This window comes from Falsiroseomonas bella (assembly GCF_003173615.1).
GTDB lineage: Bacteria > Pseudomonadota > Alphaproteobacteria > Acetobacterales > Acetobacteraceae > Falsiroseomonas > Falsiroseomonas bella.
On record NZ_QGNA01000005.1, the window covers coordinates 364,454 to 384,471 of the forward strand.

30 protein-coding genes are annotated in these 20,018 nt (G+C 70.3%); 5 read left to right on the top strand and 25 right to left on the bottom strand.

The annotated features are described in order from the left end of the window. Positions 1-207: 207 nt before the first annotated feature. Complete coding sequence (locus DFH01_RS22340) at positions 208-576, bottom strand: fluoride efflux transporter FluC (protein ID WP_109872707.1); 369 nt, start codon at positions 574-576, stop codon at positions 208-210. Between the two features lie 161 nt (positions 577-737). Here DFH01_RS22340 and DFH01_RS22345 point away from each other — a divergent pair, with 161 nt between their 5' ends. After that, positions 738-2,393, top strand: coding sequence for a mechanosensitive ion channel family protein (locus DFH01_RS22345; RefSeq protein WP_158287863.1), 1,656 nt, complete (start codon positions 738-740; stop codon positions 2,391-2,393). Positions 2,394-2,431: 38 nt separating this feature from the next. Here the strand turns inward: DFH01_RS22345 and DFH01_RS22350 are convergent, their stop codons facing one another. After that, entirely contained in the window at positions 2,432-3,121 is a 690-nt protein-coding gene (locus tag DFH01_RS22350; RefSeq protein WP_109872709.1) for a hypothetical protein, read from the bottom strand. 129 nt (positions 3,122-3,250) lie between these two features. After that, the gene (locus tag DFH01_RS22355; protein WP_109872710.1) at positions 3,251-4,582 is read right to left on the bottom strand and encodes a replication-associated recombination protein A; all 1,332 of its coding nucleotides are present in this window, start codon (positions 4,580-4,582) and stop codon (positions 3,251-3,253) included. Between the two features lie 84 nt (positions 4,583-4,666). Here DFH01_RS22355 and DFH01_RS22360 point away from each other — a divergent pair, with 84 nt between their 5' ends. The 3 genes from DFH01_RS22360 to DFH01_RS22370 all read left to right on the top strand — a co-directional run bounded on the left by DFH01_RS22360 (position 4,667) and on the right by DFH01_RS22370 (position 7,657). Continuing rightward, entirely contained in the window at positions 4,667-5,638 is a 972-nt protein-coding gene (locus DFH01_RS22360) for a Bug family tripartite tricarboxylate transporter substrate binding protein (protein WP_109872711.1), read from the top strand. A 78-nt stretch (positions 5,639-5,716) separates the two neighbouring features. Beyond that, complete coding sequence (locus DFH01_RS22365; protein WP_109872712.1) at positions 5,717-6,688, top strand: Bug family tripartite tricarboxylate transporter substrate binding protein; 972 nt, start codon at positions 5,717-5,719, stop codon at positions 6,686-6,688. 138 nt (positions 6,689-6,826) lie between these two features. Beyond that, positions 6,827-7,657, top strand: coding sequence for a DMT family transporter (locus DFH01_RS22370; RefSeq protein WP_269846289.1), 831 nt, complete (start codon positions 6,827-6,829; stop codon positions 7,655-7,657). A gap of 3 nt (positions 7,658-7,660) precedes the next feature. Here DFH01_RS22370 and DFH01_RS22375 read toward each other — a convergent pair whose 3' ends face one another. Continuing rightward, complete coding sequence (locus tag DFH01_RS22375) at positions 7,661-8,068, bottom strand: cupin domain-containing protein (RefSeq protein ID WP_109872714.1); 408 nt, start codon at positions 8,066-8,068, stop codon at positions 7,661-7,663. Positions 8,069-8,212: 144 nt separating this feature from the next. Between DFH01_RS22375 and DFH01_RS22380 the strand changes: the two genes are divergently transcribed. Further along, positions 8,213-8,794 (top strand): hypothetical protein, encoded by a 582-nt coding sequence (locus DFH01_RS22380; RefSeq protein WP_109872715.1) that lies wholly within the window; start codon positions 8,213-8,215, stop codon positions 8,792-8,794. Between the two features lie 118 nt (positions 8,795-8,912). On the opposite strand, the gene rplQ is transcribed toward DFH01_RS22380, so the two are convergent. From rplQ to rplV, 21 genes are all read right to left on the bottom strand, one after another. Beyond that, entirely contained in the window at positions 8,913-9,335 is a 423-nt protein-coding gene (rplQ, locus tag DFH01_RS22385) for a 50S ribosomal protein L17 (RefSeq protein WP_109872716.1), read from the bottom strand. Between the two features lie 33 nt (positions 9,336-9,368). Continuing rightward, complete coding sequence (locus tag DFH01_RS22390; RefSeq protein WP_109872717.1) at positions 9,369-10,382, bottom strand: DNA-directed RNA polymerase subunit alpha; 1,014 nt, start codon at positions 10,380-10,382, stop codon at positions 9,369-9,371. Between the two features lie 61 nt (positions 10,383-10,443). Then, positions 10,444-10,848 (bottom strand): 30S ribosomal protein S11, encoded by a 405-nt coding sequence (gene rpsK / locus DFH01_RS22395; protein WP_109872718.1) that lies wholly within the window; start codon positions 10,846-10,848, stop codon positions 10,444-10,446. 1 nt (position 10,849) lies between these two features. Continuing rightward, positions 10,850-11,227, bottom strand: coding sequence for a 30S ribosomal protein S13 (rpsM, locus tag DFH01_RS22400; protein ID WP_109872719.1), 378 nt, complete (start codon positions 11,225-11,227; stop codon positions 10,850-10,852). 167 nt (positions 11,228-11,394) lie between these two features. Beyond that, entirely contained in the window at positions 11,395-12,039 is a 645-nt protein-coding gene (locus DFH01_RS22405; RefSeq protein ID WP_109872720.1) for an adenylate kinase, read from the bottom strand. Then, a complete protein-coding gene (gene secY, locus DFH01_RS22410) occupies positions 12,036-13,403 on the bottom strand; it encodes a preprotein translocase subunit SecY (RefSeq protein ID WP_109872721.1) in 1,368 nt (455 codons plus the stop codon). Before secY ends, DFH01_RS22405 begins: the two co-directional genes overlap by 4 nt. Before the next feature lie 109 nt (positions 13,404-13,512). Continuing rightward, positions 13,513-14,016 carry a 50S ribosomal protein L15 gene (gene rplO, locus DFH01_RS22415; RefSeq protein WP_109872722.1) on the bottom strand — a complete coding sequence of 168 codons (504 nt, stop codon included), beginning with the start codon at positions 14,014-14,016 and terminating at the stop codon, positions 13,513-13,515. 4 nt (positions 14,017-14,020) lie between these two features. Then, positions 14,021-14,209: a 50S ribosomal protein L30 gene (gene rpmD, locus DFH01_RS22420; RefSeq protein WP_109872723.1), complete on the bottom strand. Its 189-nt coding sequence runs from the start codon at positions 14,207-14,209 to the stop codon at positions 14,021-14,023. Next, positions 14,202-14,837, bottom strand: a complete 636-nt coding sequence (gene rpsE / locus DFH01_RS22425) for a 30S ribosomal protein S5 (protein ID WP_109872724.1) — start codon at positions 14,835-14,837, stop codon at positions 14,202-14,204. The genes rpmD and rpsE overlap by 8 nt, the downstream gene beginning before the upstream one ends. Positions 14,838-14,848: 11 nt before the next feature. Then, on the bottom strand, positions 14,849-15,211 hold the full coding sequence (gene rplR, locus DFH01_RS22430; protein ID WP_109872725.1) for a 50S ribosomal protein L18: 363 nt from the start codon (positions 15,209-15,211) through the stop codon (positions 14,849-14,851). Further along, positions 15,211-15,744, bottom strand: coding sequence for a 50S ribosomal protein L6 (rplF, locus tag DFH01_RS22435; RefSeq protein ID WP_109872726.1), 534 nt, complete (start codon positions 15,742-15,744; stop codon positions 15,211-15,213). The genes rplR and rplF overlap by 1 nt, the downstream gene beginning before the upstream one ends. 13 nt (positions 15,745-15,757) lie before the next feature. Next, entirely contained in the window at positions 15,758-16,156 is a 399-nt protein-coding gene (rpsH, locus tag DFH01_RS22440) for a 30S ribosomal protein S8 (protein ID WP_109872727.1), read from the bottom strand. A gap of 12 nt (positions 16,157-16,168) precedes the next feature. Next, complete coding sequence (gene rpsN / locus DFH01_RS22445; RefSeq protein WP_109872728.1) at positions 16,169-16,474, bottom strand: 30S ribosomal protein S14; 306 nt, start codon at positions 16,472-16,474, stop codon at positions 16,169-16,171. A 68-nt stretch (positions 16,475-16,542) separates the two neighbouring features. Next, positions 16,543-17,085, bottom strand: coding sequence for a 50S ribosomal protein L5 (rplE, locus tag DFH01_RS22450; protein ID WP_233256249.1), 543 nt, complete (start codon positions 17,083-17,085; stop codon positions 16,543-16,545). Between the two features lie 161 nt (positions 17,086-17,246). Further along, a complete protein-coding gene (rplX, locus tag DFH01_RS22455) occupies positions 17,247-17,567 on the bottom strand; it encodes a 50S ribosomal protein L24 (protein WP_109872730.1) in 321 nt (106 codons plus the stop codon). A 4-nt stretch (positions 17,568-17,571) separates the two neighbouring features. Beyond that, entirely contained in the window at positions 17,572-17,940 is a 369-nt protein-coding gene (rplN, locus tag DFH01_RS22460; RefSeq protein ID WP_109872731.1) for a 50S ribosomal protein L14, read from the bottom strand. Between the two features lie 3 nt (positions 17,941-17,943). Then, a complete protein-coding gene (gene rpsQ / locus DFH01_RS22465; protein ID WP_109872732.1) occupies positions 17,944-18,252 on the bottom strand; it encodes a 30S ribosomal protein S17 in 309 nt (102 codons plus the stop codon). 13 nt (positions 18,253-18,265) lie between these two features. After that, positions 18,266-18,475, bottom strand: coding sequence for a 50S ribosomal protein L29 (gene rpmC / locus DFH01_RS22470; RefSeq protein ID WP_109872940.1), 210 nt, complete (start codon positions 18,473-18,475; stop codon positions 18,266-18,268). 8 nt (positions 18,476-18,483) lie between these two features. Beyond that, positions 18,484-18,912, bottom strand: coding sequence for a 50S ribosomal protein L16 (gene rplP / locus DFH01_RS22475; RefSeq protein ID WP_109872733.1), 429 nt, complete (start codon positions 18,910-18,912; stop codon positions 18,484-18,486). Positions 18,913-18,936: 24 nt separating this feature from the next. Further along, positions 18,937-19,614, bottom strand: coding sequence for a 30S ribosomal protein S3 (rpsC, locus tag DFH01_RS22480; RefSeq protein WP_109872734.1), 678 nt, complete (start codon positions 19,612-19,614; stop codon positions 18,937-18,939). Position 19,615: 1 nt separating this feature from the next. After that, on the bottom strand, positions 19,616-20,017 hold the full coding sequence (gene rplV / locus DFH01_RS22485; RefSeq protein ID WP_109872735.1) for a 50S ribosomal protein L22: 402 nt from the start codon (positions 20,015-20,017) through the stop codon (positions 19,616-19,618). Between the last annotated feature and the right edge of the window lies 1 nt (position 20,018).

Sequence of the window (20,018 nt, forward strand, 5' to 3'; positions counted from 1 at the left end):
TCCAGTCTCCGCGGATCCTGTCCGAAAAAAAGAAATACAGCCGGACTATTCCGCTCGAATCGCACATGAAAAAGCCCCCTTGTCGAATTGGGGGCCTCCGGAGGCCGCGAGGTTTCTACTTGTCGTGCCCGCCGCGAGTCCATCCGGCTGGCAGGGCTAGGCCGGTTCAAACTCTCGCCGGCGCGCGACGCCTTCCGGTTGAGGCGATCAGCGCCGCACCAGCCACCAGGCCAGGGCGAAGGCGGCAAGGCCGAGCGCGACGGAGGCCGCGACATAGAGCGCGGCCAGCGCCGGATGGCGTTCGAAGAGCAGGCCAGTCTCCAGGCTGAAGGCCGAGAAGGTGGTGAAGCCGCCGAGGAAGCCGGTGACCAGCAGCAGTCGTGCCGGCCCCTCCAGCCCGGCGCCGGCGGCGATGCCGATCGCGGCGCTGCCGAGCACGTTCACCGCAAGCGTGCCCCAGGGGAAGCCCGACCCGAGCAGGCCGAGCGCCGCCACCGAGACGAGGAAGCGCGCGACCGCGCCGGCGGCGCCGCCGAGCGCCACCAGGGCCAGGCTGCCTGGCGAAATTCCGCTCACCGCCCCACCCTTCCGCAATGCCGGGCCATGAGCCCCGCCGAATCGACCAGCGGATACTATGGCGCGGCTTGCGGCCGGCGACAGCTTCGGCTCCGATCGGTCCGGCGTATCCGCGCCGCCAGCCCGGCGGCCGGCGACACCCCGGAGCGAGCCGGATGCCGATGCTCCGTCTTGTCCTGCTGGCCATGCTGCTGGTGCTGCCGCTGCGCCAGCCCGCCGCCGAGCTCCTGCTGCCCGAGCTCGACACGTCGAGCCCGCTGGCGACCTACCGCACCTTCCTGGCCGAGGCGGCGCGGGTGCAGACAATGTACCAGACCTACCGGCAGAACCCGTCCGTCCTCGGCGAACTGCAGCTGGGCCTGGCGCTGCGGCGCATTTCCGAGGGGCTGCTGGACCTCAGCGGCTCCGCGCCCGCGACCCGCATGCGGGACGGCAACTTCGCCTTCGGCTACCTGGCGGACATCCTGCATCGCCTGCCGGAACCCGGCCCCGAGGCGATCGCCAATCTCGGCGACGCGCGGCGCTGGAGCGTGCCCGGAACCCAGATCCGCCTGGAACGGATCGCGGAGGGCCCGCGGGCCGGGGAATGGCTGTTCTCCGCCGAGACGGTGGCACGCCTGCCGGAATTCCATGCCCAGGTCATCGGGCTGCCGGTGCTGCGGCCGAGCGGCGCACCGAACTGGCACGAGGTGCAGATGCGCGCGACCGGGCCGCTGCTGGCCGGGCTGGAGCTGGAGCGGCTGCCGGGCTGGATGCAGGAACGGGTGCTCGGGGCGCTGGCGTGGAAGGTGCTGATCGCCTTTGCGATCGTGCTGCTCGTCGCGGCGCTGGTGCTGGCGTGGCGCCGCGTGGTGGCGCGATGGACGGCGCGAGCGGGGCCCCTGCGCCGCCGCCTGCTTTGGCTGACCGTGCCCGCCGTGATGGCCGCGCTGACGCTGCTGGCCCATGCGTTCATCGTCTCGCAGCTGGTGCTGACCGGCCTGCCGGCCGATGCGGAATCGCTGCTCGCGACCGGCATGCTCTATGTCGCCGCGGCCTGGGGCGCCTGGGTGCTGTGCTGGGTGCTGGCGGAGGCGGCGATCGCCTCCCCGGCGGTGCCGGATGACAGCTTCGACGCCAACCTGCTGCGCCTGCTGGCACGGGTGGGCGCGCCCATCGCCGCCGGCTCGGTGCTGTTCTTCGGCGCCAATGACCTGGGCGTGCCGGCGGTGGGGCTGCTGGCGGGTGTTTCCATCGGCGGCATCGCGCTGGCGCTCGCGGCGCAGTCCACCGTGGAGAACCTGTTCGGCGGCCTGTCGATCTTCGCCGACCGGCCCTTCCGCGTCGGGGACGACATCCGCTTCGGCGGCGCGTCCGGCCGGGTGGAGGCGATCGGGCCGCGTTCCACGCGCATCCGCGGCGCCGACGGCACGCTGACCACGGTGCCGAATGCGGACCTCGCGAAGATGCAGGTGACCAACGTCTCCGTGCGCACGCGCTACCTATTCGGGCAGCGCTTCTCCCTGCCGGCGACGATCCCGCGCACCCGCCTCGCCGCGCTGCTGGCAAGGCTGCATGAGCGGGTGGCCGCCCATCCGCTTGTCGAGCTCGGCGCGGGCGCGCCGCGCGCGCGGCTGGTGGGCTTCACCGGCGAGGCGGTGGAGATCGAGGTGCTCGCGCAATTGCAGGCGCAGACCTTCGCCGAGTTCCAGGAAGCGCAGGAGGCGCTGCTGCTGATCCTGATCCGGGCCGTCGAGGAGATCGTGGCGGAGCACAGCGCCGCGCCGCGGCCGGTGCCGCAGGGCGAGCCGGCGGCCTCCGGCCACGGCGTGGGTTGATCGGGGCCGGGGGGCGCGCCCGCCCGGCCCCTGCCGTGTCAGTTGCCGCCGCTGCGCTCGTTGTAGAAGCGCCGGCCCATGCCCGGCTCGCCGGCGCCCGAGAGCATGTTGCCGCTGACGGTTTCGCCGATGTAGCCGCGGCGCACCAACGCCTCGGCGCGGCGGGTCAGGTCCTCGGCGCGGTCCGCGTCACGCGCGCGCAGTGCCTGGCGCGCCTCCCGGATGGCGCCGACGGCGCCGCCGGTCACGGCCTGCCCGCCCTGGTCGCGGCCGTCCACGCGGGTGACCAGCCGCGTCTCGGCGCGGCCGAGGGAGACCCAGGCGCTGCGCAGGTCGCCCTGGTCGATCTGGCGGCGGGCCGTGCCGAGATAGTCGCGCGCCTCGTCAAAGGTGGCGCGGCCCATGCCGCCCATGTCGCGGTCGCGCATCGCCCGGTCGCGGTCGTAGCGCTCGCGCGCCATGCGCTCGTCGTTCATGCCGGCCTGGTAGCCGCGATTGAAGTTCTCGCGGTAGGCGCGGTCGAACTCCCAGCTGCGGCCGCGCTGGTTCTCGTGGTACTGAGCCATCGGGCCCTCGTACCAGCCGCGCCCGTCGTTCACCTGCTCCTGCCCGAACGGATCGCCGCGGCCATGGGGGCCGTAGTTCGGGTCGCGCGCGGGCTGCGCGGCCGCGGTGCCGCCGATCAGCGCGGCAGCCGCCGCGGCGGTCAGGATCGTCATCGTCCGCATCGTCGCTTCTCCTCTGGACCGTTTCGGACGGCGCCGCGGCATGCGTGCGCATGCGGCGCGACGCGGCGAGGCCGGGAGGTGGCGATACAGGCGGCGATGTCGCCTCCGTAGAAGTCCGGATGCGCGGGATCAGCGGCGGCGACGGGCCTGGCGCAACCGTTGCCACTCCGCCAGGCGCTCCGCGACCGCGCGCTCGGCGCCGCGGTCGGTCGGGCTGTAGAAGCGTTGCGGGTCCATGCCCTCGGGCCAGTAGTTCGCGCCCGAGAAGCCTTCCTCGGCGTCGTGGTCGTATTCGTAGCCCTCGCCGTAGCCGAGCTGCTTCATCAGCTTGGTCGGCGCGTTGAGGATGTTCTGCGGCGGCATCAGGCTGCCGGTCTCCTTCGCGGCGCGCATCGCGGCGCCGAAGGCGGCGTAGACGGCGTTCGACTTCGGCGCGGTGGCGAGATGCACGACGAGCTGCGCCAGGGCGAGCTCGCCTTCCGGGGAGCCGAGGCGTTCATAGGTCTCCCACGCCGCGATGGCGAGCGGCAGTGCGCGGGGATCGGCCATGCCGACATCCTCGGCGGCGAAGCGCGTCAGGCGGCGGGCGATGTAGCGCGGGTCCTCGCCGCCGGTGAGCATGCGCGCGAACCAGTAGAGCGCGGCGTCGGGATCGCTGCCGCGCAGCGACTTGTGCAGCGCGGAGATGAGGTTGAAGTGCTCCTCGCGGTCCTTGTCGTAGAGCGCGGCGCGCTTCGCGAGCAGGTTCGCCAGCGCCACGGGATCGAGCGGCTCTCCGCCGGGCGGGATCGCCAGCAACTGCTCGGCCATGTTGAGCAGGTAGCGGCCGTCGCCATCGGCCATGGCGCGGAGCGATGCGCGGGCTTCCTGCGTCAGGGGCAGGGCGCGGTGCTCGGCTTCCTCGGCGCGCGCGAGCAGTCTTTCCATCGCATCGTCGTCGAGGCGCTTCAGCACGAGAACCTGGCAGCGCGAGAGCAGCGCGCCATTCAGCGCGAAGGAAGGATTTTCGGTCGTCGCGCCGACCAGCGTGATGGTGCCGTCTTCGACAACAGGCAAAAAACCGTCCTGCTGGGCGCGGTTGAAGCGGTGCACCTCGTCCACGAAGAGTAAGGTGCCCCTCCCCTTGCGCCTGCGGTCGCGCGCGTCGTCGAAGGCGCGCTTGAGGTCGGCGACTCCGGAGAACACCGCGGAGAGCGGATGGAAATGCAGCCCCGCGGCCTCGGCCAGCAGGCGCGCGATGGTGGTCTTGCCGACGCCGGGCGGGCCCCAGAGGATCAGCGAGGAGAGCGAGCCGCGCGCGAGCATCAGCGTGATGGTGCCGGCGGGGCCGAGAAGGTGATCCTGCCCGATCACCTGATCGAGCGATTGCGGACGCAGGCGATCGGCGAGCGGGCGCGGGCCGGCGGGGGCGGGCTGCGCCTCGGGCGCGGTGTCGCCGAACAGGTCGGGGGCGCGGGCCATGCGGGCAATGTGGACCCGCGCCGGCTTGGCGGGAACCGCCCGGCAAGGCCATGCTGCGCGCAAAGATCACGGAGGAGCTTCCACATGGCCGCCATCACCCGCAGGGCGCTCGGCGCCACGCTGGTCGCCGCGTCGCTGGCGCGGCCGGCGCTGGCGCAATGGGCGCCGACGCGCGCGATCCGGCTGATCGCGCCCTATCCGCCGGGGGGCGGGGTGGACACGACATCCCGCCTGCTCGCCGGGCCGATGGGCAGCGTCCTCGGCCAGCAGATCGTGGTGGAGAACCGCGGCGGGGCGGGCGGCTCGATCGGCGCGGCGGAGCTCGCGCGCAGCGCGCCGGACGGGCACACGATCATGATCGACGCGATGGCGCATACGGTGAATCCGGCGCTGCTGCGCAACCTGCCCTTCGACTACGCCACCGCCTTCACGCCGATCAGCCAGGTGGTCGTGCTGCCGCAGATCCTGATCGTGAACCCGCAGATCCCGGCGCGGACGCTGCAGGACTTCGTGGCCTATGTGAAGGCGCGGCCGGGGCAGCTTTCCTACGGCTCCTCGGGCAATGCGACGGCGGCGCATCTCGCTTCCGCGCTGTTCGTGAGTCGCGCCGGGCTCGACATCCAGCACGTGCCCTATCGCGGCGGCACGCCGGCGCTGGCGGACCTGATGGGCGGCAGCATCGCCTTCGTCTTCGGGACGGTGTCGTCCTCGCTGCAATTGGCGCGGGAGGGGCGGGTGCGGCCCCTGGCGGTTTCCACGGCGAGCCGCATCGCCTCCCTGCCCGAGGTGCCGACGGTGGCGGAGCAGGGTTTCGCGGGCTTCGAGCTGAACGAGTGGAACGGGCTCTATGCGCCGGCGGGGCTGCCGGCGGGAGCGGCGGACCGGCTCTACGAGGCCGCGCGGCACGCGCTGGCGGATGCCACGGTGCGGCAGCGGCTGGACGCGCTCGGTGCCATGCCGCTCGGCACGCCGCCGGCCGAGTTCGCGCGCTATGTCGTCGCGCAGCGCGAGGCGATGGCGCAGCTGGTCCGGGAGGCGCGGATCGAGGTGGGGTGAGGCGCGGCGGCGCGGCGGCTTGACGGGGCGCGGCCGGCAGCGCCATTCCCCGGCCAAACCAACGCCAGGAGAACCACGATGCCGGTCCTCAGCCGCCGCGCGATGCTTGCGGCCGCCCCTGCCCTTGCGCTGCCCACCCTCGTTCGCGCGCAGGGCGCGTGGCCGACGCGGTCCATCCGGCTGGTGGTGCCCTTCTCGGCCGGCGGCGCGGCGGACAGTTCCGCCCGCGTGCTGACGCCGCGGATGGGCGAGACGCTGGGCCAGGTCTTCGCGGTGGAGAACCGCACCGGCGCCTCCGGCAGCCTCGGAGGGCTGGAAGTGGCGCGGGCGACGGACGGCCATACCTTCCTGTGGGATGCATCGAGCCACATCGTGAATCCGACCCTGCTGCGCAACCTGCCCTTCGACTACGCCACCGCCTTCACGCCGATCTCGCTGGTGGTGCTGTTCCCCTCCGCCGTCGCGGTGAAGGCCGATTTCCCGGCGCGCACGCTGGCGGAGTTCGTGGCGGCGGCGAAGGCGCGGCCGGGCGCGATCACGGTCGGCACGCAGGGCAATGCGACGGCAGGGCATCTCGGCCTGCTCGCCTTTGCCAAGGTGGCGGGGATCGAGGTCATCCACGTGCCCTATCGCGGCGGAGCGGCGGCGGCGCAGGATCTGGCGAGCGGCGCGATCGACGCGGTGTTCACCACGCTGGTCTCGGCCGGGCCGGTAGTGGATAGCGGGCGCGCGCGCTTCCTGGCGGTCGGAACGACGGAGCGGGTGGAGAGCCGGCCGCAGGTGCCGACCATCGCGGAGAGCGGCTATGCGGGCTTCGAATCCAACGAATGGGCGGGGCTGTTCGGACCGGCGGCGACGCCCCCGGCGGTGGTCTCGCGGATGTATGACGCGCTGGCGGAGGCGATGGCGGTGCCGGCGAACCGGCAGCGGCTGATCCAGATCGGCTGCGTGCCGGTGGGCTCGCGGCCCGCCGACTTCGCGCGCTTCGTGGCCGAGGGGCGCGGCGCGATGGCGACCCTGGTGCGCGAGGCGAATGTCCGGGCGGATTGAGGTTTTCGCGCGGCGGGGGCGCGCGTTTCCTCGCGCCCCCCTCACCCAACCCTCTCCCCCTGAGGGGGAGAGGGCTTTGCACGGAATGGACAGGCGGTCCTGAGCCAGCAGCACAACCAGAACCTGGCGGGCATCGCGCTGATGTCGGCGGCGGTGCTCGCCTTCTCGCTGAACGACGTGCTGGGGAAGTGGCTGGTCGCCACCTACTCGGTCGCGCAGGTGCTGGTGTTGCGGAGCATCGCGGCGCTGGTGGTGCTGGCGCCCTTCATCCTGCGCGAGGATATCGGCCACCTGCTGCGGCCGAAGCGGCCCTGGCTGCAGGCGGGGCGCGTCGCCTTCGGGACGATCGAGGTGGCGTGCTTCTACTGGGCCGTCTCGATGATGCCGCTGGCCGACACCATGGCCTTCTGGATGGCGACGCCGATCTTCGTCGCCGTCGCTTCCGCCGTGCTGCTGCAGGAGAAGCTGGATCGCGGGCGCTTCGTGGCGGTGGTGATCGGCTTCGTCGGCGTGCTGCTGGCGCTCGGCGCGGGGCTCGATTTCGGCTGGCTGCCGACGCTGGTGGCGATCCTCGGCGTGTGTGTCTACTCGGCCTATCTGCTCTCCACGCGCGCGCTGCGCGGCACCTCGGCGACCGTTCTCGCCGCCTACCAGATGGGGGGCGCGCTGCTGTTCGGGCTGGTGATGCTGCCCTTCGCCTGGATCCCGCCGACCGCCTTCGACGTGCTGCTGCTGATGCTGCTGGGCGTGGTGGGCGTGGCGGCGCATCTGGCGGTGACGCGCTCGCTGGCGCTGGCGCCGGCGCCGGTGGTGGTGCCCTGGCAGTATGCGATGATCCTGTGGGGCATCCTGTTCGGCTGGTTCTTCTTCGATGAGGTGCCGACCGCGACCATGCTGGCGGGCGTCGCGGTGATCATTGGCGCGGGGTTCTGGCTGACGCGGCTGGAGCTGCGCGCGGCGCGGCCGTAGCGGTCACCGCGCCAGCTTCGGCACCCACGGCCCGTCGGCCGGCACGGCCTCCTCCATTCCCGGCCAGGGCGGCATCGTCACGCCCACCGCCTCCAGCGGCGCATCGCCGAGGCAGCGGAACTGGAAGCGCGTGCCGAGGGGGATGGAGAGGCTGACGCCGGGGGCGAGCGGGGTGATCTCCTCGCGCCCGGCTTGGCTGCGCCACATCTCGCCGCAACCGGCGATCACGAACCAGAGTTCCTCCACGGTGCGATGCTCCACCGGCAGGGACACCTCACCGGGAGCAAGGCTGAAATGCGCCATGCTGCCGCCGGCCAGGCGGAGCAGCACGCGCACCTCCGACCCGTCGGGGGCGATGACGTCGGGTGCCGCGGGCAGCGGGCGGGTGGCGAAGGGCGCGGGCGCGATCATGGCCCGATCCTGCGGAGGATGATGGCGAAGCGGAAGGGGCCGGGGGCGGGACGGGTGGGATCACGCAAAGAACCGTCGCCTGCGCGGGCGGTTCTGCCCCGGGGCCGTGACGCGGGACCACGCCATGCATCAGGGAGATCGCCCATGACGAATCGCTTCGCACTTGCCGGAATCGCCGGCGCCGCCTTCGCCGCGACGGCCTGGATCGCCGCCGTTCCCGCCCAGGCGCAGAGCCAGGGGCAGAACTGGGGCTATGGCCAGGACCGCGGCAGCTACGGCCAGGGCGGGCAGATGGGCCGCGACTGGAACCAGCGGGACCGCGACGCCTTCAACGAGGGCTATCGCCGCGGCCGCGACGACGAGCGCCGGTCCGGCCAGCGCCAGGATCAGGGGCGGACCTACGGCTACGGCCAGGACCGCTTCGGCCGGAGCGACAATGACGGGCAGCGCTGGGGCAACTACGGCAGCCAGAACTACGGCAGCCAGGGCTACAGTGGCCAGGGCTATGGTGGCCAGGGCTATGGTGGCCAGGGCTACGGCAACCAGGGCTACAGCGGCCAGGGCTATGGCAGCCAGAACTACGGCAACCAGGGCTACAGCGGCCAGGGCTATGGCAGCCAGAACTACGGAAACCAGGGCTACAGCGGTCAGGGCTATGGCAGCCAGAACTACCGGGGCAGCGGATCCTCCAATGACTGGAGCAGCGATCGCGACCGGGATCGCTGAGCTGCGGGGCGCCACGCCCTCATCGCCCACGCGCGCGGGCAATGAGGACTGCCCCCACTGACGCGAAAGGGCGCCTCGCGGCGCCCTTTCGGTCAAGCCTGACGGGATGGAGCGGGGCTCAGCCCTGCTCCTCCTCCTCCGCCACTTCCGGCTTCGGGCCGCTGTCCTGGCCCTTCGCCGTGACGTCGCGCTCGACCAGCTCGATCACCGCCATGGTCGCCGCGTCGCCGTAGCGCATGCCGGCCTTCAGCACGCGGGTGTAGCCGCCATTGCGCGCCTTGTAGCGCTCCGCGACCGTGGTGAAGAGCTTCTCCACCACCTTCTCGTCGCGGATCTGCGCGAGCGCCTGGCGGCGCGCATGCAGGCCGCCGCGCTTGCCGAGCGTGATGATGCGCTCGACGTAGGGGCGCAGCTCCTTCGCCTTGGGCAGCGTGGTGGTGATCTGCTCGTGCTTGATCAGGCTGGTCGCCATGTTGCGCAGCATCGCCACCCGGTGGGTGGAGGTGACGCCGAGCTTACGGCCGGAAACCCCGTGACGCATGATACCTTTCCCTCAGTCCCTACGGGGCCGCCCTCAGAAGGGCTCCTCCAGCTTCTTCGCGAGATCCTCGATGTTCTCCGGCGGCCAGCCCGGCACGGTCATGCCGAGGCCGAGGCCCATGGAGGCGAGGACTTCCTTGATCTCGTTCAGCGACTTGCGGCCGAAGTTCGGCGTGCGGAGCATCTCCTGCTCGGTCTTCTGCACGAGGTCGCCGATATAGACGATGTTGTCGTTCTTCAGGCAGTTCGCGGAGCGCACCGAAAGCTCCAGCTCGTCCACCTTGCGCAGCAGGTTGCGGTTGAAGGGCAGGTCGTCGCGGACCTCCTCCACCACGCGCTGGCGCGGCTCCTCGAAGTTGATGAAGAGCTGCAGCTGCTCCTGCAGGATGCGCGCCGCGATGCCCACCGCGTCCTCGGGCGTGACGGTGCCGTCGGTCTCGACCGTGAGGACCAGCTTGTCATAGTCGGTCTTCTGGCCGACGCGGGTGGGCTGCACCTGGTAGGCGACGCGGCGGACCGGCGAATAGATCGCGTCCACCGGGATCAGGCCGATCGGCGCGTCCTCGGGCCGGTTCTCGGCGGCGGGGACGTAGCCCTTGCCGGTCTCGACGGTGAGCTCCATGGAGAGCTTCGCGCCGTCGTCGAGCGTGCAGAGCACGAGGTCGGGGTTGGCGATCTCGATGTCGCCGGTGGTCTGGATCTGGCCGGCGGTGACCTCGCCCGGGCCGGTCGCGGTCAGCGCGAGCCGCTTCGGGCCGTCGCCCTGGTAGCGGATGGCGAGCTGCTTCACGTTCAGCACGATGTCCGTCACGTCCTCGCGGACGCCCTGGATCGAGCTGAATTCGTGCAGCACGCCGTCGATGCGGATGCCGGTGACGGCGGCGCCCTGCAGCGAGGACAGCAGGATGCGGCGCAGCGCGTTGCCGAGCGTCATGCCGAAGCCGCGCTCGAGCGGCTCGGCCACGATCGTGGCCGTGCGCATCGGGTCGGCGCCGAACTCGACGTCCTTCTTGGTCTCGATCAGCGAGCGCCAGTTCTTCTCGATCATCTCTTTCCTCGTCCCGGACAGGCGGCGCGGCGGTGGCGGCGGGGCGGCACCCCGCCCTACATCACACGCGACGGCGCTTGCGCGGGCGGCAACCGTTGTGCGGGATGGGCGTCACGTCCTTGATGGCGGTGACGTAGAAGCCCACGGCCTGCAGCGCGCGAAGCGCCGATTCGCGGCCCGAGCCGGGGCCGCTGACCTGGATCTCCAGCGTCTCCATGCCGTGCTCGCGAGCCTTCTTGCCGGCGTCCTCGGCGGCGACCTGGGCGGCGTAGGGGGTGGACTTGCGGCTGCCCTTGAATCCCTGGCTGCCGGCCGACGACCAGGCGATGGCGTTGCCCTGCGCGTCGGTGATGGTCACCACCGTGTTGTTGAAGCTGGCGAGAACATGCGCCACGCCGGAGCTGATGTTCTTCCGCTCCTTCTTGCGCGGGCGGTTGCCGGCGCCACCGCGGGGTTCGCGAGCCATCTTACTTCGTCACCTTCTTCTTGCCGGCGATCGCCACCGCCTTGCCCTTGCGCGTGCGCGCATTCGTGTGGGTGCGCTGGCCGCGGACCGGCAGGCCCTTGCGGTGACGCAGGCCGCGGTAGCAGGCCATGTCCATCAGGCGCTTCTTGTTCATCGCCTCTTCGCGGCGGAGGTCGCCCTCGACGCGGTATTCGCGATCGATCAGCTCGCGGATGCGCAGCACTTCCTCATCGGTCAGCTGGTTCACCCGACGCTCCTCGGGGATGCCGAGGTGGTCGATGATGTCCTTCGCGTTCTTCGGACCGATCCCGTAGATGTAGCGAAGCGATATGGCGACCCGCTTGTTGGTCGGGATGTTCACGCCGGCGATGCGCGCCACGATGCGTCTCTCCTCACGGGGCCGGCCGGCCCCTCGTGCTGCCGGCCGGAGCCGACAAGGTGATCAACCAGTTTTTCAACGGCGAAGGGCGGCCGGGGGCGAGCCCCTGACCGCGAGCGCGGGGGATTAGCCCCGCCTCGCCGGTCGAGTCAAGATCCCGTCACCCGCTACCCCAGGATGGCCCTGATCTGGCGGGTGACCTCGTCCATCGCCGCCATGCCGTCCACCTGCCGCAGCTTGCCCTGCGCCCGGTAGAAGGGCAGGAGCGGGGCGGTCTGGCGGTGATAGGCCTCGAGCCGGGCAGAGACCGTCTCGGCCTTGTCGTCGGCGCGGCGGATGAACTCGGTGCTGCCGCAGGCGTCGCAGACGCCCGGCTGCGCCGGCTTCTTGAAGCTGTCGTGATAGCCGGCACCGCACTTCGCGCAGGTGAAGCGGCCGGCGATGCGCTCGACCAGGGCGGCGTCGTCCACCTGCAGCTCGATCACGTGGTCGAGCTGCATCCGCTGCTCGCGCAGCATGGCGTCCAGCGCCTCGGCCTGCGGCACGGTGCGGGGGAATCCGTCCAGGATGAAGCCCTTGGCGCAGTCGGGCTGCTGCACGCGCCTGGCGAGCATCGCGGTGACGATGGCGTCCGGCACCAGGTCGCCGCGCTCCATGATGGCCTTGGCCTCGCGGCCCAGCTCGGAGCCGGACTTCACCTCGGCCCGCAGCATGTCGCCCGTGGAGATCTGGGCGATGCCGTAGGCTTCCTCCAGGCGCTTTGCCTGGGTGCCCTTGCCGGCACCGGGAGGCCCAAGAAGGATCAGCCTCATCTGCCACGTCCCCCCGGTTGCGTGCCGCGGCCACCGAGCCGGGCCTTCTTGATCAGCCCTTCGTACTGGTGGGCGAAGAGATGCGACTGGATCTGCGACACCGTGTCCATGGTCACGGAGACGATGATCAGCAGCGAGGTGCCGCCGAAGTAGAAGGGCACGCCGTAATTCGCGATCAGCAGTTCCGGCAGCAGGCAGATCACGGCCAGGTAGACCGCCCCGACCGCGGTCAGCCGCGTCAGCACCCGGTCGAAATAGTCGGCGGTGGGCTGGCCGGGGCGGATGCCCGGCACGAAGCCGCCATACTTGCGCAGGTTGTCCGCCGTCTCCTGCGGGTTGAACACGACCGCGGTGTAGAAGAAGGCGAAGAACACGATGCCGACGAGATACAGCAGCATGTAGAGCGGCTGCCCATGGGCCAGCAGGTTCGCCATGTCGCCGAGGAATGACGGCTCGCTTCGGTCGCCCTGGAAGGCCGCGAAGGTCGCCGGCAGCAGCAGCAGCGAGGAGGCGAAGATCGGCGGCATCACGCCGGCGGTGTTGAGCTTCAGCGGAAGATGCGTGCTCTCGCCGCCCATCATGCGGTTGCCGACCTGGCGCTTCGGATACTGCACCGGGATGCGGCGCTGCGCGCGCTCGATGAACACGACCGCGGCGATGATCAGCAGCGCGGCGAGCAGGAAGAAGATGATGAAGAAGGTGGACAGCGCGCCGGTGCGGCCGAGCTCCAGCGTGGAGGCCAGCGCATGCGGCAGGTTGGCGACGATGCCGGCGAAGATGATCAGGCTGATGCCGTTGCCGACACCCCGTGCCGTGATCTGTTCGCCCAGCCACATCAGGAACATCGTGCCGCCCGTGAGGGTGATCACACAGGAGATCCGGAAGAACCAGCCGGGATCGGCGACGGCGGGCGCGAAGGTGCCGCGCAGCGATTCGAGGCCGATGGCGATGCCGTAGGCCTGGAAGACGGCAATGAAGAGCGTGAGGTAGCGGGTGTACTGGTTGAGCTTCTTCCGCCCCGACTCGCCTTCCTTCTTCAGCTGCTCCCACGAAGGAATGGCGGCCGTCATCAGCTGCACGATGATGCTCGCCGAGATGTAGGGCATGATGTTCAGCGCGAACACCGTCATGCGCCCGAGCGCGCCGCCGGTGAACATGTCGAACATGCCGAGGATGCCGCCGCCCATCTGGGTCAGCAGCTCGCCCATGACCGAGGCGTCCACGCCCGGCACGGGGACGTAGGAGCCGATGCGATAGACGATCAGCGCACCCAGCGTGAACCAGATGCGCTTCTTGAGCTCGGTCGCCTTGGCGAGCACGCCGAGGTTGAGATTGGCCGCGAGCTGTTCGGCGGCGGACGCCATGCGCTATCCTCCTTGCGCGTGCGGCGCCCCAAGCTATGCCCGGGGCGCCGCACCGCAGCCAGCCTTAAGTGCCGCCCGCACCGCCGCGGTGCAAGGGCGGCGCTGCATCTCAGCCTTCCGCGGCCTCGGACGCCGCTTCCGCCACGGGCAGGGTGGTGGTGACGGTGCCGCCCGCGGCCTGCACCGCGGCGACCGCCGCGGCCGAGGCGCCGGTGACGGTGATCGTCACGGCCCGCTTGATCTCGCCCTTCGCCAGCAGGCGCACGCCCGCGAGCTTGGCCGAGGTCTTCACCAGGCCCGCGGCCTTCAGCGCCGCCTCGTCGATCGGCTGATCGGCGGGCAGGCGGCCTTCCTCGATCGCGCGGTCGAGCGCGCCGAGGTTCAGCACCGCATAGTCCTTGCGGAAGGGGTTGACGAAGCCGCGCTTCGGCATCCGGCGATAGATCGGGAGCTGACCGCCCTCGAACCCGTTCAGCCGCACGCCGGTGCGAGCCTTCTGGCCCTTCACACCGCGGCCGCCGGTCTTGCCCTTGCCGGAGCCGATGCCGCGCCCGATGCGCTTGAACTTGTCGCGCGCGCCTTCGTTGTCGCGGATCTCATTCAGTTTGGGCATGGGATCAGCCCTCGACCTTCACCAGGTGCGCGACCTTGCGGATCATGCCGCGCACCGCGGGCGTGTCCTCGAGCTCGCGCGTGCGATGCATCTTGTTGAGGCCGAGGCCGATCAGCGTCTCGCGCTGGCCCGGCTTGCGGCCGATCGGCGACCCGGTCTGGGTCACCTTCACGGTCTTCTTGCTCTCAGACATTCGCCTGCTCCGCCGCCGGCTCGGCTTCCTTCTTCGCGCCGAGCAGGTCGGTGACCTTCTTGCCGCGGCGCGCCGCAACAGCGCGGGGGCTGGTGCAGTTGGACAGCGCCGCGAAGGTCGCCTTCACCATGTTGTGCGGGTTCGTGGTGCCGGTGCACTTCGCGACGACGTCGCCCATGCCCAGCGTCTCGAACACCGCGCGCATCGGGCCGCCGGCGATGATGCCGGTGCCCGCGGGCGCCGCGCGCAGGATGACGCGGCCGGCGCCGAACTCGCCGACGATGTCGTGGTGGAGCGTGCGCCCCTCCTTCATCGGCACGCGGATCATGCCGCGCTTCGCGCGCTCGGTCGCCTTGCGGATCGCCTCCGGCACCTCGCGCGCCTTGCCGGCGCCCCAGCCGACGCGACCCTTCTGGTCGCCGACCACGACGAGCGCCGCGAAGCTGAAGCGACGGCCGCCCTTCACCACCTTGGCCACGCGGTTGATGGTGACCAGCTTGTCCTTCAGCTCGTCGCCTTCCGTCCGCTCCGGCCGGTTCTCACGATCGCGGTCGCGCCCGCGGCCACGACGGCGGTCACCGCCCTCGCCGCCTTCGCCACCGCCGCCACTCCTCGGCTCACGTGCCATGGTTCAGATCCTCAGAACGACAGGCCGCCCTCGCGGGCAGCCTCCGCCAGCGCCTTGACGCGGCCGTGGTAGAGATAGGGCCCGCGGTCGAACACGACCTTGGACACGCCGGCGGCGAGCGCACGCTCCGCCACCAGCTTGCCGACGGCGGTCGCGGCGTCCTTGTCGGCACCGGTCTTCAGGCTTTCGCGCATCGGCTTCTCGAGCGTCGAGGCGGCGGCGAGCGTGACACCCTGGCCGTCGTCGATCACCTGCGCATAGATGTGCCGGCCGGAGCGGAAGACCGAGAGCCGCGGGCGACCGCCGCTCTTGATCTTCAGCTGGTAGCGCAGCCGCGCGCGGCGGCGGGCCTGCAATGCGAGCTTGTCGGCCATTACTTCTTCTTACCCTCCTTCCGGAGGATCACCTCGTTGTCGTAGCGGACGCCCTTGCCCTTGTAGGGCTCGGGGCCGCGATAGGCGCGGATCTCGGCGGCCACCTGGCCCACCTGGCGCTTGTCCGCCCCTTCCACCTTGATGGAGGTCGGCTTCTCGCAGGTGATCTTGATGCCCTTCGGCACCGGATAGCGGATCTCGTGGCTGTAGCCGAGGTTCAGCACCAGGTCGCTGCCCTGCACCGCGGCGCGGTAGCCGGTGCCGGTGATCTCCATGGACTTGGTGAAGCCCGTGGAGACGCCGGTGACCATGCCCTGGATCAGGCTGCGGGTGGTGCCCCACATGGTGCGCGAGCGACGATCGGCGCCCTTCGGCGCGACAGCGACCTCGTTGCCCTCGATCTTCACGTCCACGTCCTCGGTCAGGTCGAGCTTGAGCTCGCCGTTCTTGCCCTTGGCCGTGATGGTGCGGCCCTGCAGCGCCACCTGGACGCCCGCCGGAACCTGCACCGGATACTTGCCGACGCGTGACATCTCCCTGCCCTCCTCAGAACACGCGGCAGAGGACTTCGCCGCCGACATTGGCGGTGCGCGCCTCGTGGTCGCTCATCACGCCCTTCGGCGTGGAGAGGATGGAGATGCCGAGGCCGTTGTAGAACCTCGGCAGCTCCGCGATCTTCGAATATACCCGGCGGCCCGGCTTGGAGACGCGGTGGATCTCCTTGATGGCCGGCTCGCCTTCCGAGTACTTCAGCTCGATGGCGATCACCTTCACGCCGGGACGGAGTTCCTCGGTCGAGAAGGCGCGGATGTAGCCCTCGCGCTTCAGCACGTCGAGCACGTTCTCCCGCAGGCGGGAGGCCGGCGCCGTGCAGCGGCTCTGGCGCGCGCGCTGGGCGTTGCGGATGCGGGTGAGCAGGTCACCCAGCGGATCGGACAGCGACATGGCCTGTCCCCCTTACCAGCTCGCCTTGACCACGCCGGGGAGCTGGCCGGTGTTGGCCAGCTCGCGCAGCATGTTCCGGCTGAGCTTGAACTTGCGGTAGTTGCCGCGCGGGCGGCCGGTGAGCTCGCAGCGCAGGCGCACGCGGTTGGCGGCGCCGTTGCGCGGCAGCTGCGCCAGCTTCAGCGTCGCCTCGAACCGCTCCTCGACCGGGCGCGCGCGGTCCATCACCACCGCCTTCAGCGCGGCGCGCTTGGCGCGGTGCAGCTTGGAGAGCTGGGCTCGCCGGTTGTTCTTCTCGACTGACGAGGTCTTGGCCATGTCGTCTCAGGTCCTCCGGAACCTGCCGGACCGCTCACGCGGCCCGGCGGTTTTCCTGTGGAAAGATTTCAGGTGGCGAAGGGAAGGTCGAAGGCCTTGAGCAGCGCCTTCGCTTCCTTGTCCGTCTTCGCCGTGGTGACGAACTGGATGTCCATCCCGCGCACCGTGTCCACCCGGTCATAGACGATCTCGGGGAACACGATCTGCTCCTTCAGGCCCATGGCGTAGTTGCCACGACCGTCGAAGCCGCGATTTCCGGGGATGCCGCGGAAGTCCCGCACGCGCGGCAGCGCGACGGTGACCAGACGGTCCAGGAACTCGTACATCCGCGCCTTGCGCAGCGTGACCTTGCAGCCGATCGCCTGGCCCTCGCGGATCTTGAAGCCCGCGATCGCCTTCTTCGCCAGCGTCTTCACCGGCTTCTGGCCGCTGATCGCCATCAGCTCCGCGACGGCCGCGTCGAGCTTCTTCGAATCGCCCGCCGCCTCGCCAACGCCCATGTTGATGACGATCTTGTCGAGCTTCGGAACCTCCATCGGGTTCTTGTAGCCGAACTCGTCCACCAGGCGCTTGCGCACCACCTCGTCGTACAGCTTGCGCAGGCGCGGCACCTCGGCCGGAGAGGCCGCGGCCGGCCCGGCCTTCACCGAGACGTTCGTCGCCGCCTGCCCGCCGCGCCCGTCCTGCCCGGCCGCCGCCTTGGCGTTGGTCGGCTTGGAGGCCGGCTTCGCCGCGCCCTTCTTCGGCGCCGGAGCGCCCTTCTTCGTACCGCTCATCGGTCGATCACCTCGCCCGAGGCCTTCGCCACGCGGACCTTCTTGCCGTCCTCGAGGGTCTTGAAGCCCACCCGGGTCGGCTTGTCGGTCTTCGGATCGAGCAGCGCCAGGTTGGAAAGGTCGATCGGACCCTCCTTCTCCGTGATGCCGCCCGGACGATTCAGGCCCTGCGGCTTCTCATGCCGCTTCACCATGTTCACGCCCTGCACGAAGGCGCGGTTCTCCTTGGGAACGACGCGAATGACCTCGCCCCGCTTGCCCTTGTCGCGGCCGGCCAGAACCTGGACCCGGTCGCCTTTCCTGATCTTCGCGGCCATGGCCTTACAGGACCTCCGGCGCCAGCGAGATGATCTTCATGAACTTCTTCGCGCGCAGCTCGCGCACGACCGGTCCGAAGATGCGGGTCCCGATGGGTTCGCCCTGCTTGTTGATCAGCACCGCGGCGTTGCCGTCGAAGCGGATCGCCGTGCCGTCGATGCGGCGCACCGGATAGGCGGTGCGGACGATGACGGCGCGATGCACCTCGCCCTTCTTCACCTTGGCGCGTGGGATCGCCTCCTTCACGGAGACGACGATGACGTCGCCGACGCTCGCCACCTTCCGCTTCGAGCCGCCGAGCACCTTGATGCACTGCACGCGGCGCGCGCCGGAATTGTCGGCGACGTCGAGATTGGATTCGACCTGGATCATGGATCAGGCCCCCGCCTCGGCCGGCGCAGCGACAGGCGCCGCGGGCGCGTCGTAGCCCGCCGGGCGCTCCACCGCCTCGCCGTTGCGCGCCACCACCAGCCAGGACTTCGTCCGGCTGATCGGGCGGCACTCTTCGATCGAGACCGTGTCGCCCTGCTTGCACAGGTTGGCCTCGTCATGCGCGGCGTACTTCTTCGAGCGCCGGATGAACTTCTTGTAGAGCGGATGCATCACCCGACGCTCGACAAGGACGGTCACCGTCTTGTCGGTCTTGTCGCTGACCACCCGGCCCGTGAGGACGCGCCTCGGCATCGCCCGGAACCCCTTACGCTTGCTTCTGGGCGGTGCGCGAACGCTCCGCCATGATGGTCTTCACCCGGGCGATGGTGCGGCGCACTTCCTTGATGCGCCCCACCGCCTCGAGCTGGCCGGTGGCCCGCTGGAAGCGCAGGTTGAACTGCTCCTTCCTGAGGTCCACCAGCATCTCCTGCAGCTCGTCCGGGCTCTTGCCGCGAACGTCCGCGATCTTCGCCATCGCCATGATCAGGCCTCCGCCGGCGTCGCGCCGAGGCGCGTGACGATCTTGGTCTTGATCGGCAGCTTCGCCGCGCCGAGGCTCAGCGCCTCGCGGGCGATGTCGCCGGACACGCCGTCGAGCTCGAACATGATGCGGCCAGGCTTCACGCGGCAGACCCAGTATTCCGGTGCGCCCTTGCCCGAGCCCATGCGGACCTCGGCCGGCTTGGTCGAGACCGGGACGTCCGGGAAGATGCGGATCCAGACGCGGCCCTGGCGCTTCATGGCGCGCGTGATCGCGCGCCGCGCCGCCTCGATCTGGCGCGCCGTCACCCGCTCGGGCTCCAGCGCCTTCAGGCCGAAGCCGCCGAAGGTCAGGCTGAAGCCGCCCTTCGCGACGCCCTTGATGCGGCCCTTATGGGCCTTGCGGAATTTCGTACGCTTCGGGGAAAGCATCTCACATCACCAATCAGCGCCGGGTTACCGCTGGGGCGCCTGTTCCGCGGCGCGCTTGTCCTGCGCCATCGGATCATGGGCCATCACCTCGCCCTTGAAGATCCACACCTTCACACCGCAGGTGCCGTAGGTGGTCTTCGCGGTCGCGGTGCCGAAGTCGATGTCGGCACGCAGCGTGTGCAGCGGCACGCGGCCTTCGCGATACCACTCCATGCGCGCGATCTCGGCGCCGCCGAGCCGGCCGGAGCAGTTGATCCGGATGCCGCCCGCGCCGAGACGCATGGCCGACTGCACGGCGCGCTTCATCGCGCGGCGGAACGCGACGCGACGCTCGAGTTGCTGCGCGATGCTCTCGGCCACCAGGGTGGCGTCGATCTCGGGCTTGCGGATCTCGACGATGTTCAGCGCCACCTCGGCGCCGGCCATCTTCGCCAGGTCCTTGCGCAGCACCTCGATGTCGGCGCCCTTCTTGCCGATCACGACGCCAGGGCGCGCTGCGTGGATCGTCACGCGCGGCTTCTTCGCAGGGCGCTCGATCACCACGCGGGACACGCCCGCGCCCTTCAGCCGGTCGCGCAGCGTGCGACGCAGCTTCAGGTCCTCATGCAGCATCTTGGAATAGTCCTCGGTGGCGAACCACCGGCTGTCCCAGGTGCGGTTGATGCCGAGCCGGAGCCCGATCGGATTGACTTTCTGGCCCATGTTACGCGGCCTCCTGCTGCGCCGGCGCGTCGGGCGACACTTCGGCGACGACGATCTTCAGGTGGCTGAACCACTTCTCGACGCGCGAGGCGCGACCGCGGCCACGCGCGTGGAAGCGCTTCATCACGATCGAGCGGCCGACCTCCGCGCGCGACACGACCAGGCGGTCCACGTCGAGCTGGTGGTTGTTCTCGGCATTGGCGATCGCGCTCTCGAGCGTCTTCTTGACCGTCTGCGCGATGCGGCGCTTGCTGAAGGCCAGCGTCGCCACGGCGTCCTGCGCCGAGCGGCCGCGGATCAGCGCCGCCACCAGGTTCAGCTTGCGGGGAGAGACGCGGATGTTGCGCAGGATGGCCTGCGCCTCGGTCTCGTCCAGCGTGCGTTCGTGCTTCGGCTTGCTCATC

Coding starts and splice junctions, on each gene's coding strand:
- rpsK (WP_109872718.1), bottom strand. CDS start 10,848: ATGGCTCGCGAACCCCGCGGTGGCGCCGGCAACCGCCCGCGCAAGAAG.
- DFH01_RS22350 (WP_109872709.1), bottom strand. CDS start 3,121: ATGCGGACGATGACGATCCTGACCGCCGCGGCGGCTGCCGCGCTGATC.
- rplN (WP_109872731.1), bottom strand. CDS start 17,940: ATGATCCAGGTCGAATCCAATCTCGACGTCGCCGACAATTCCGGCGCG.
- rpsQ (WP_109872732.1), bottom strand. CDS start 18,252: ATGCCGAGGCGCGTCCTCACGGGCCGGGTGGTCAGCGACAAGACCGAC.
- rpsN (WP_109872728.1), bottom strand. CDS start 16,474: ATGGCCAAGACCTCGTCAGTCGAGAAGAACAACCGGCGAGCCCAGCTC.
- rplQ (WP_109872716.1), bottom strand. CDS start 9,335: ATGCGTCACGGGGTTTCCGGCCGTAAGCTCGGCGTCACCTCCACCCAC.
- rplF (WP_109872726.1), bottom strand. CDS start 15,744: ATGTCACGCGTCGGCAAGTATCCGGTGCAGGTTCCGGCGGGCGTCCAG.
- rpsE (WP_109872724.1), bottom strand. CDS start 14,837: ATGGCACGTGAGCCGAGGAGTGGCGGCGGTGGCGAAGGCGGCGAGGGC.
- DFH01_RS22365 (WP_109872712.1), top strand. CDS start 5,717: ATGCCGGTCCTCAGCCGCCGCGCGATGCTTGCGGCCGCCCCTGCCCTT.
- rpsH (WP_109872727.1), bottom strand. CDS start 16,156: ATGTCGCTGTCCGATCCGCTGGGTGACCTGCTCACCCGCATCCGCAAC.
- rpmD (WP_109872723.1), bottom strand. CDS start 14,209: ATGTCTGAGAGCAAGAAGACCGTGAAGGTGACCCAGACCGGGTCGCCG.
- DFH01_RS22405 (WP_109872720.1), bottom strand. CDS start 12,039: ATGAGGCTGATCCTTCTTGGGCCTCCCGGTGCCGGCAAGGGCACCCAG.
- DFH01_RS22375 (WP_109872714.1), bottom strand. CDS start 8,068: ATGATCGCGCCCGCGCCCTTCGCCACCCGCCCGCTGCCCGCGGCACCC.
- DFH01_RS22380 (WP_109872715.1), top strand. CDS start 8,213: ATGACGAATCGCTTCGCACTTGCCGGAATCGCCGGCGCCGCCTTCGCC.
- DFH01_RS22390 (WP_109872717.1), bottom strand. CDS start 10,382: ATGATCGAGAAGAACTGGCGCTCGCTGATCGAGACCAAGAAGGACGTC.
- rplV (WP_109872735.1), bottom strand. CDS start 20,017: ATGAGCAAGCCGAAGCACGAACGCACGCTGGACGAGACCGAGGCGCAG.
- rplO (WP_109872722.1), bottom strand. CDS start 14,016: ATGCCCAAACTGAATGAGATCCGCGACAACGAAGGCGCGCGCGACAAG.
- rpmC (WP_109872940.1), bottom strand. CDS start 18,475: ATGGCGAAGATCGCGGACGTTCGCGGCAAGAGCCCGGACGAGCTGCAG.
- DFH01_RS22360 (WP_109872711.1), top strand. CDS start 4,667: ATGGCCGCCATCACCCGCAGGGCGCTCGGCGCCACGCTGGTCGCCGCG.
- rplR (WP_109872725.1), bottom strand. CDS start 15,211: ATGGCCGACAAGCTCGCATTGCAGGCCCGCCGCCGCGCGCGGCTGCGC.
- DFH01_RS22355 (WP_109872710.1), bottom strand. CDS start 4,582: ATGGCCCGCGCCCCCGACCTGTTCGGCGACACCGCGCCCGAGGCGCAG.
- secY (WP_109872721.1), bottom strand. CDS start 13,403: ATGGCGTCCGCCGCCGAACAGCTCGCGGCCAATCTCAACCTCGGCGTG.
- rplX (WP_109872730.1), bottom strand. CDS start 17,567: ATGGCCGCGAAGATCAGGAAAGGCGACCGGGTCCAGGTTCTGGCCGGC.
- DFH01_RS22345 (WP_158287863.1), top strand. CDS start 738: ATGCTCCGTCTTGTCCTGCTGGCCATGCTGCTGGTGCTGCCGCTGCGC.
- rplP (WP_109872733.1), bottom strand. CDS start 18,912: ATGCTTTCCCCGAAGCGTACGAAATTCCGCAAGGCCCATAAGGGCCGC.
- rpsC (WP_109872734.1), bottom strand. CDS start 19,614: ATGGGCCAGAAAGTCAATCCGATCGGGCTCCGGCTCGGCATCAACCGC.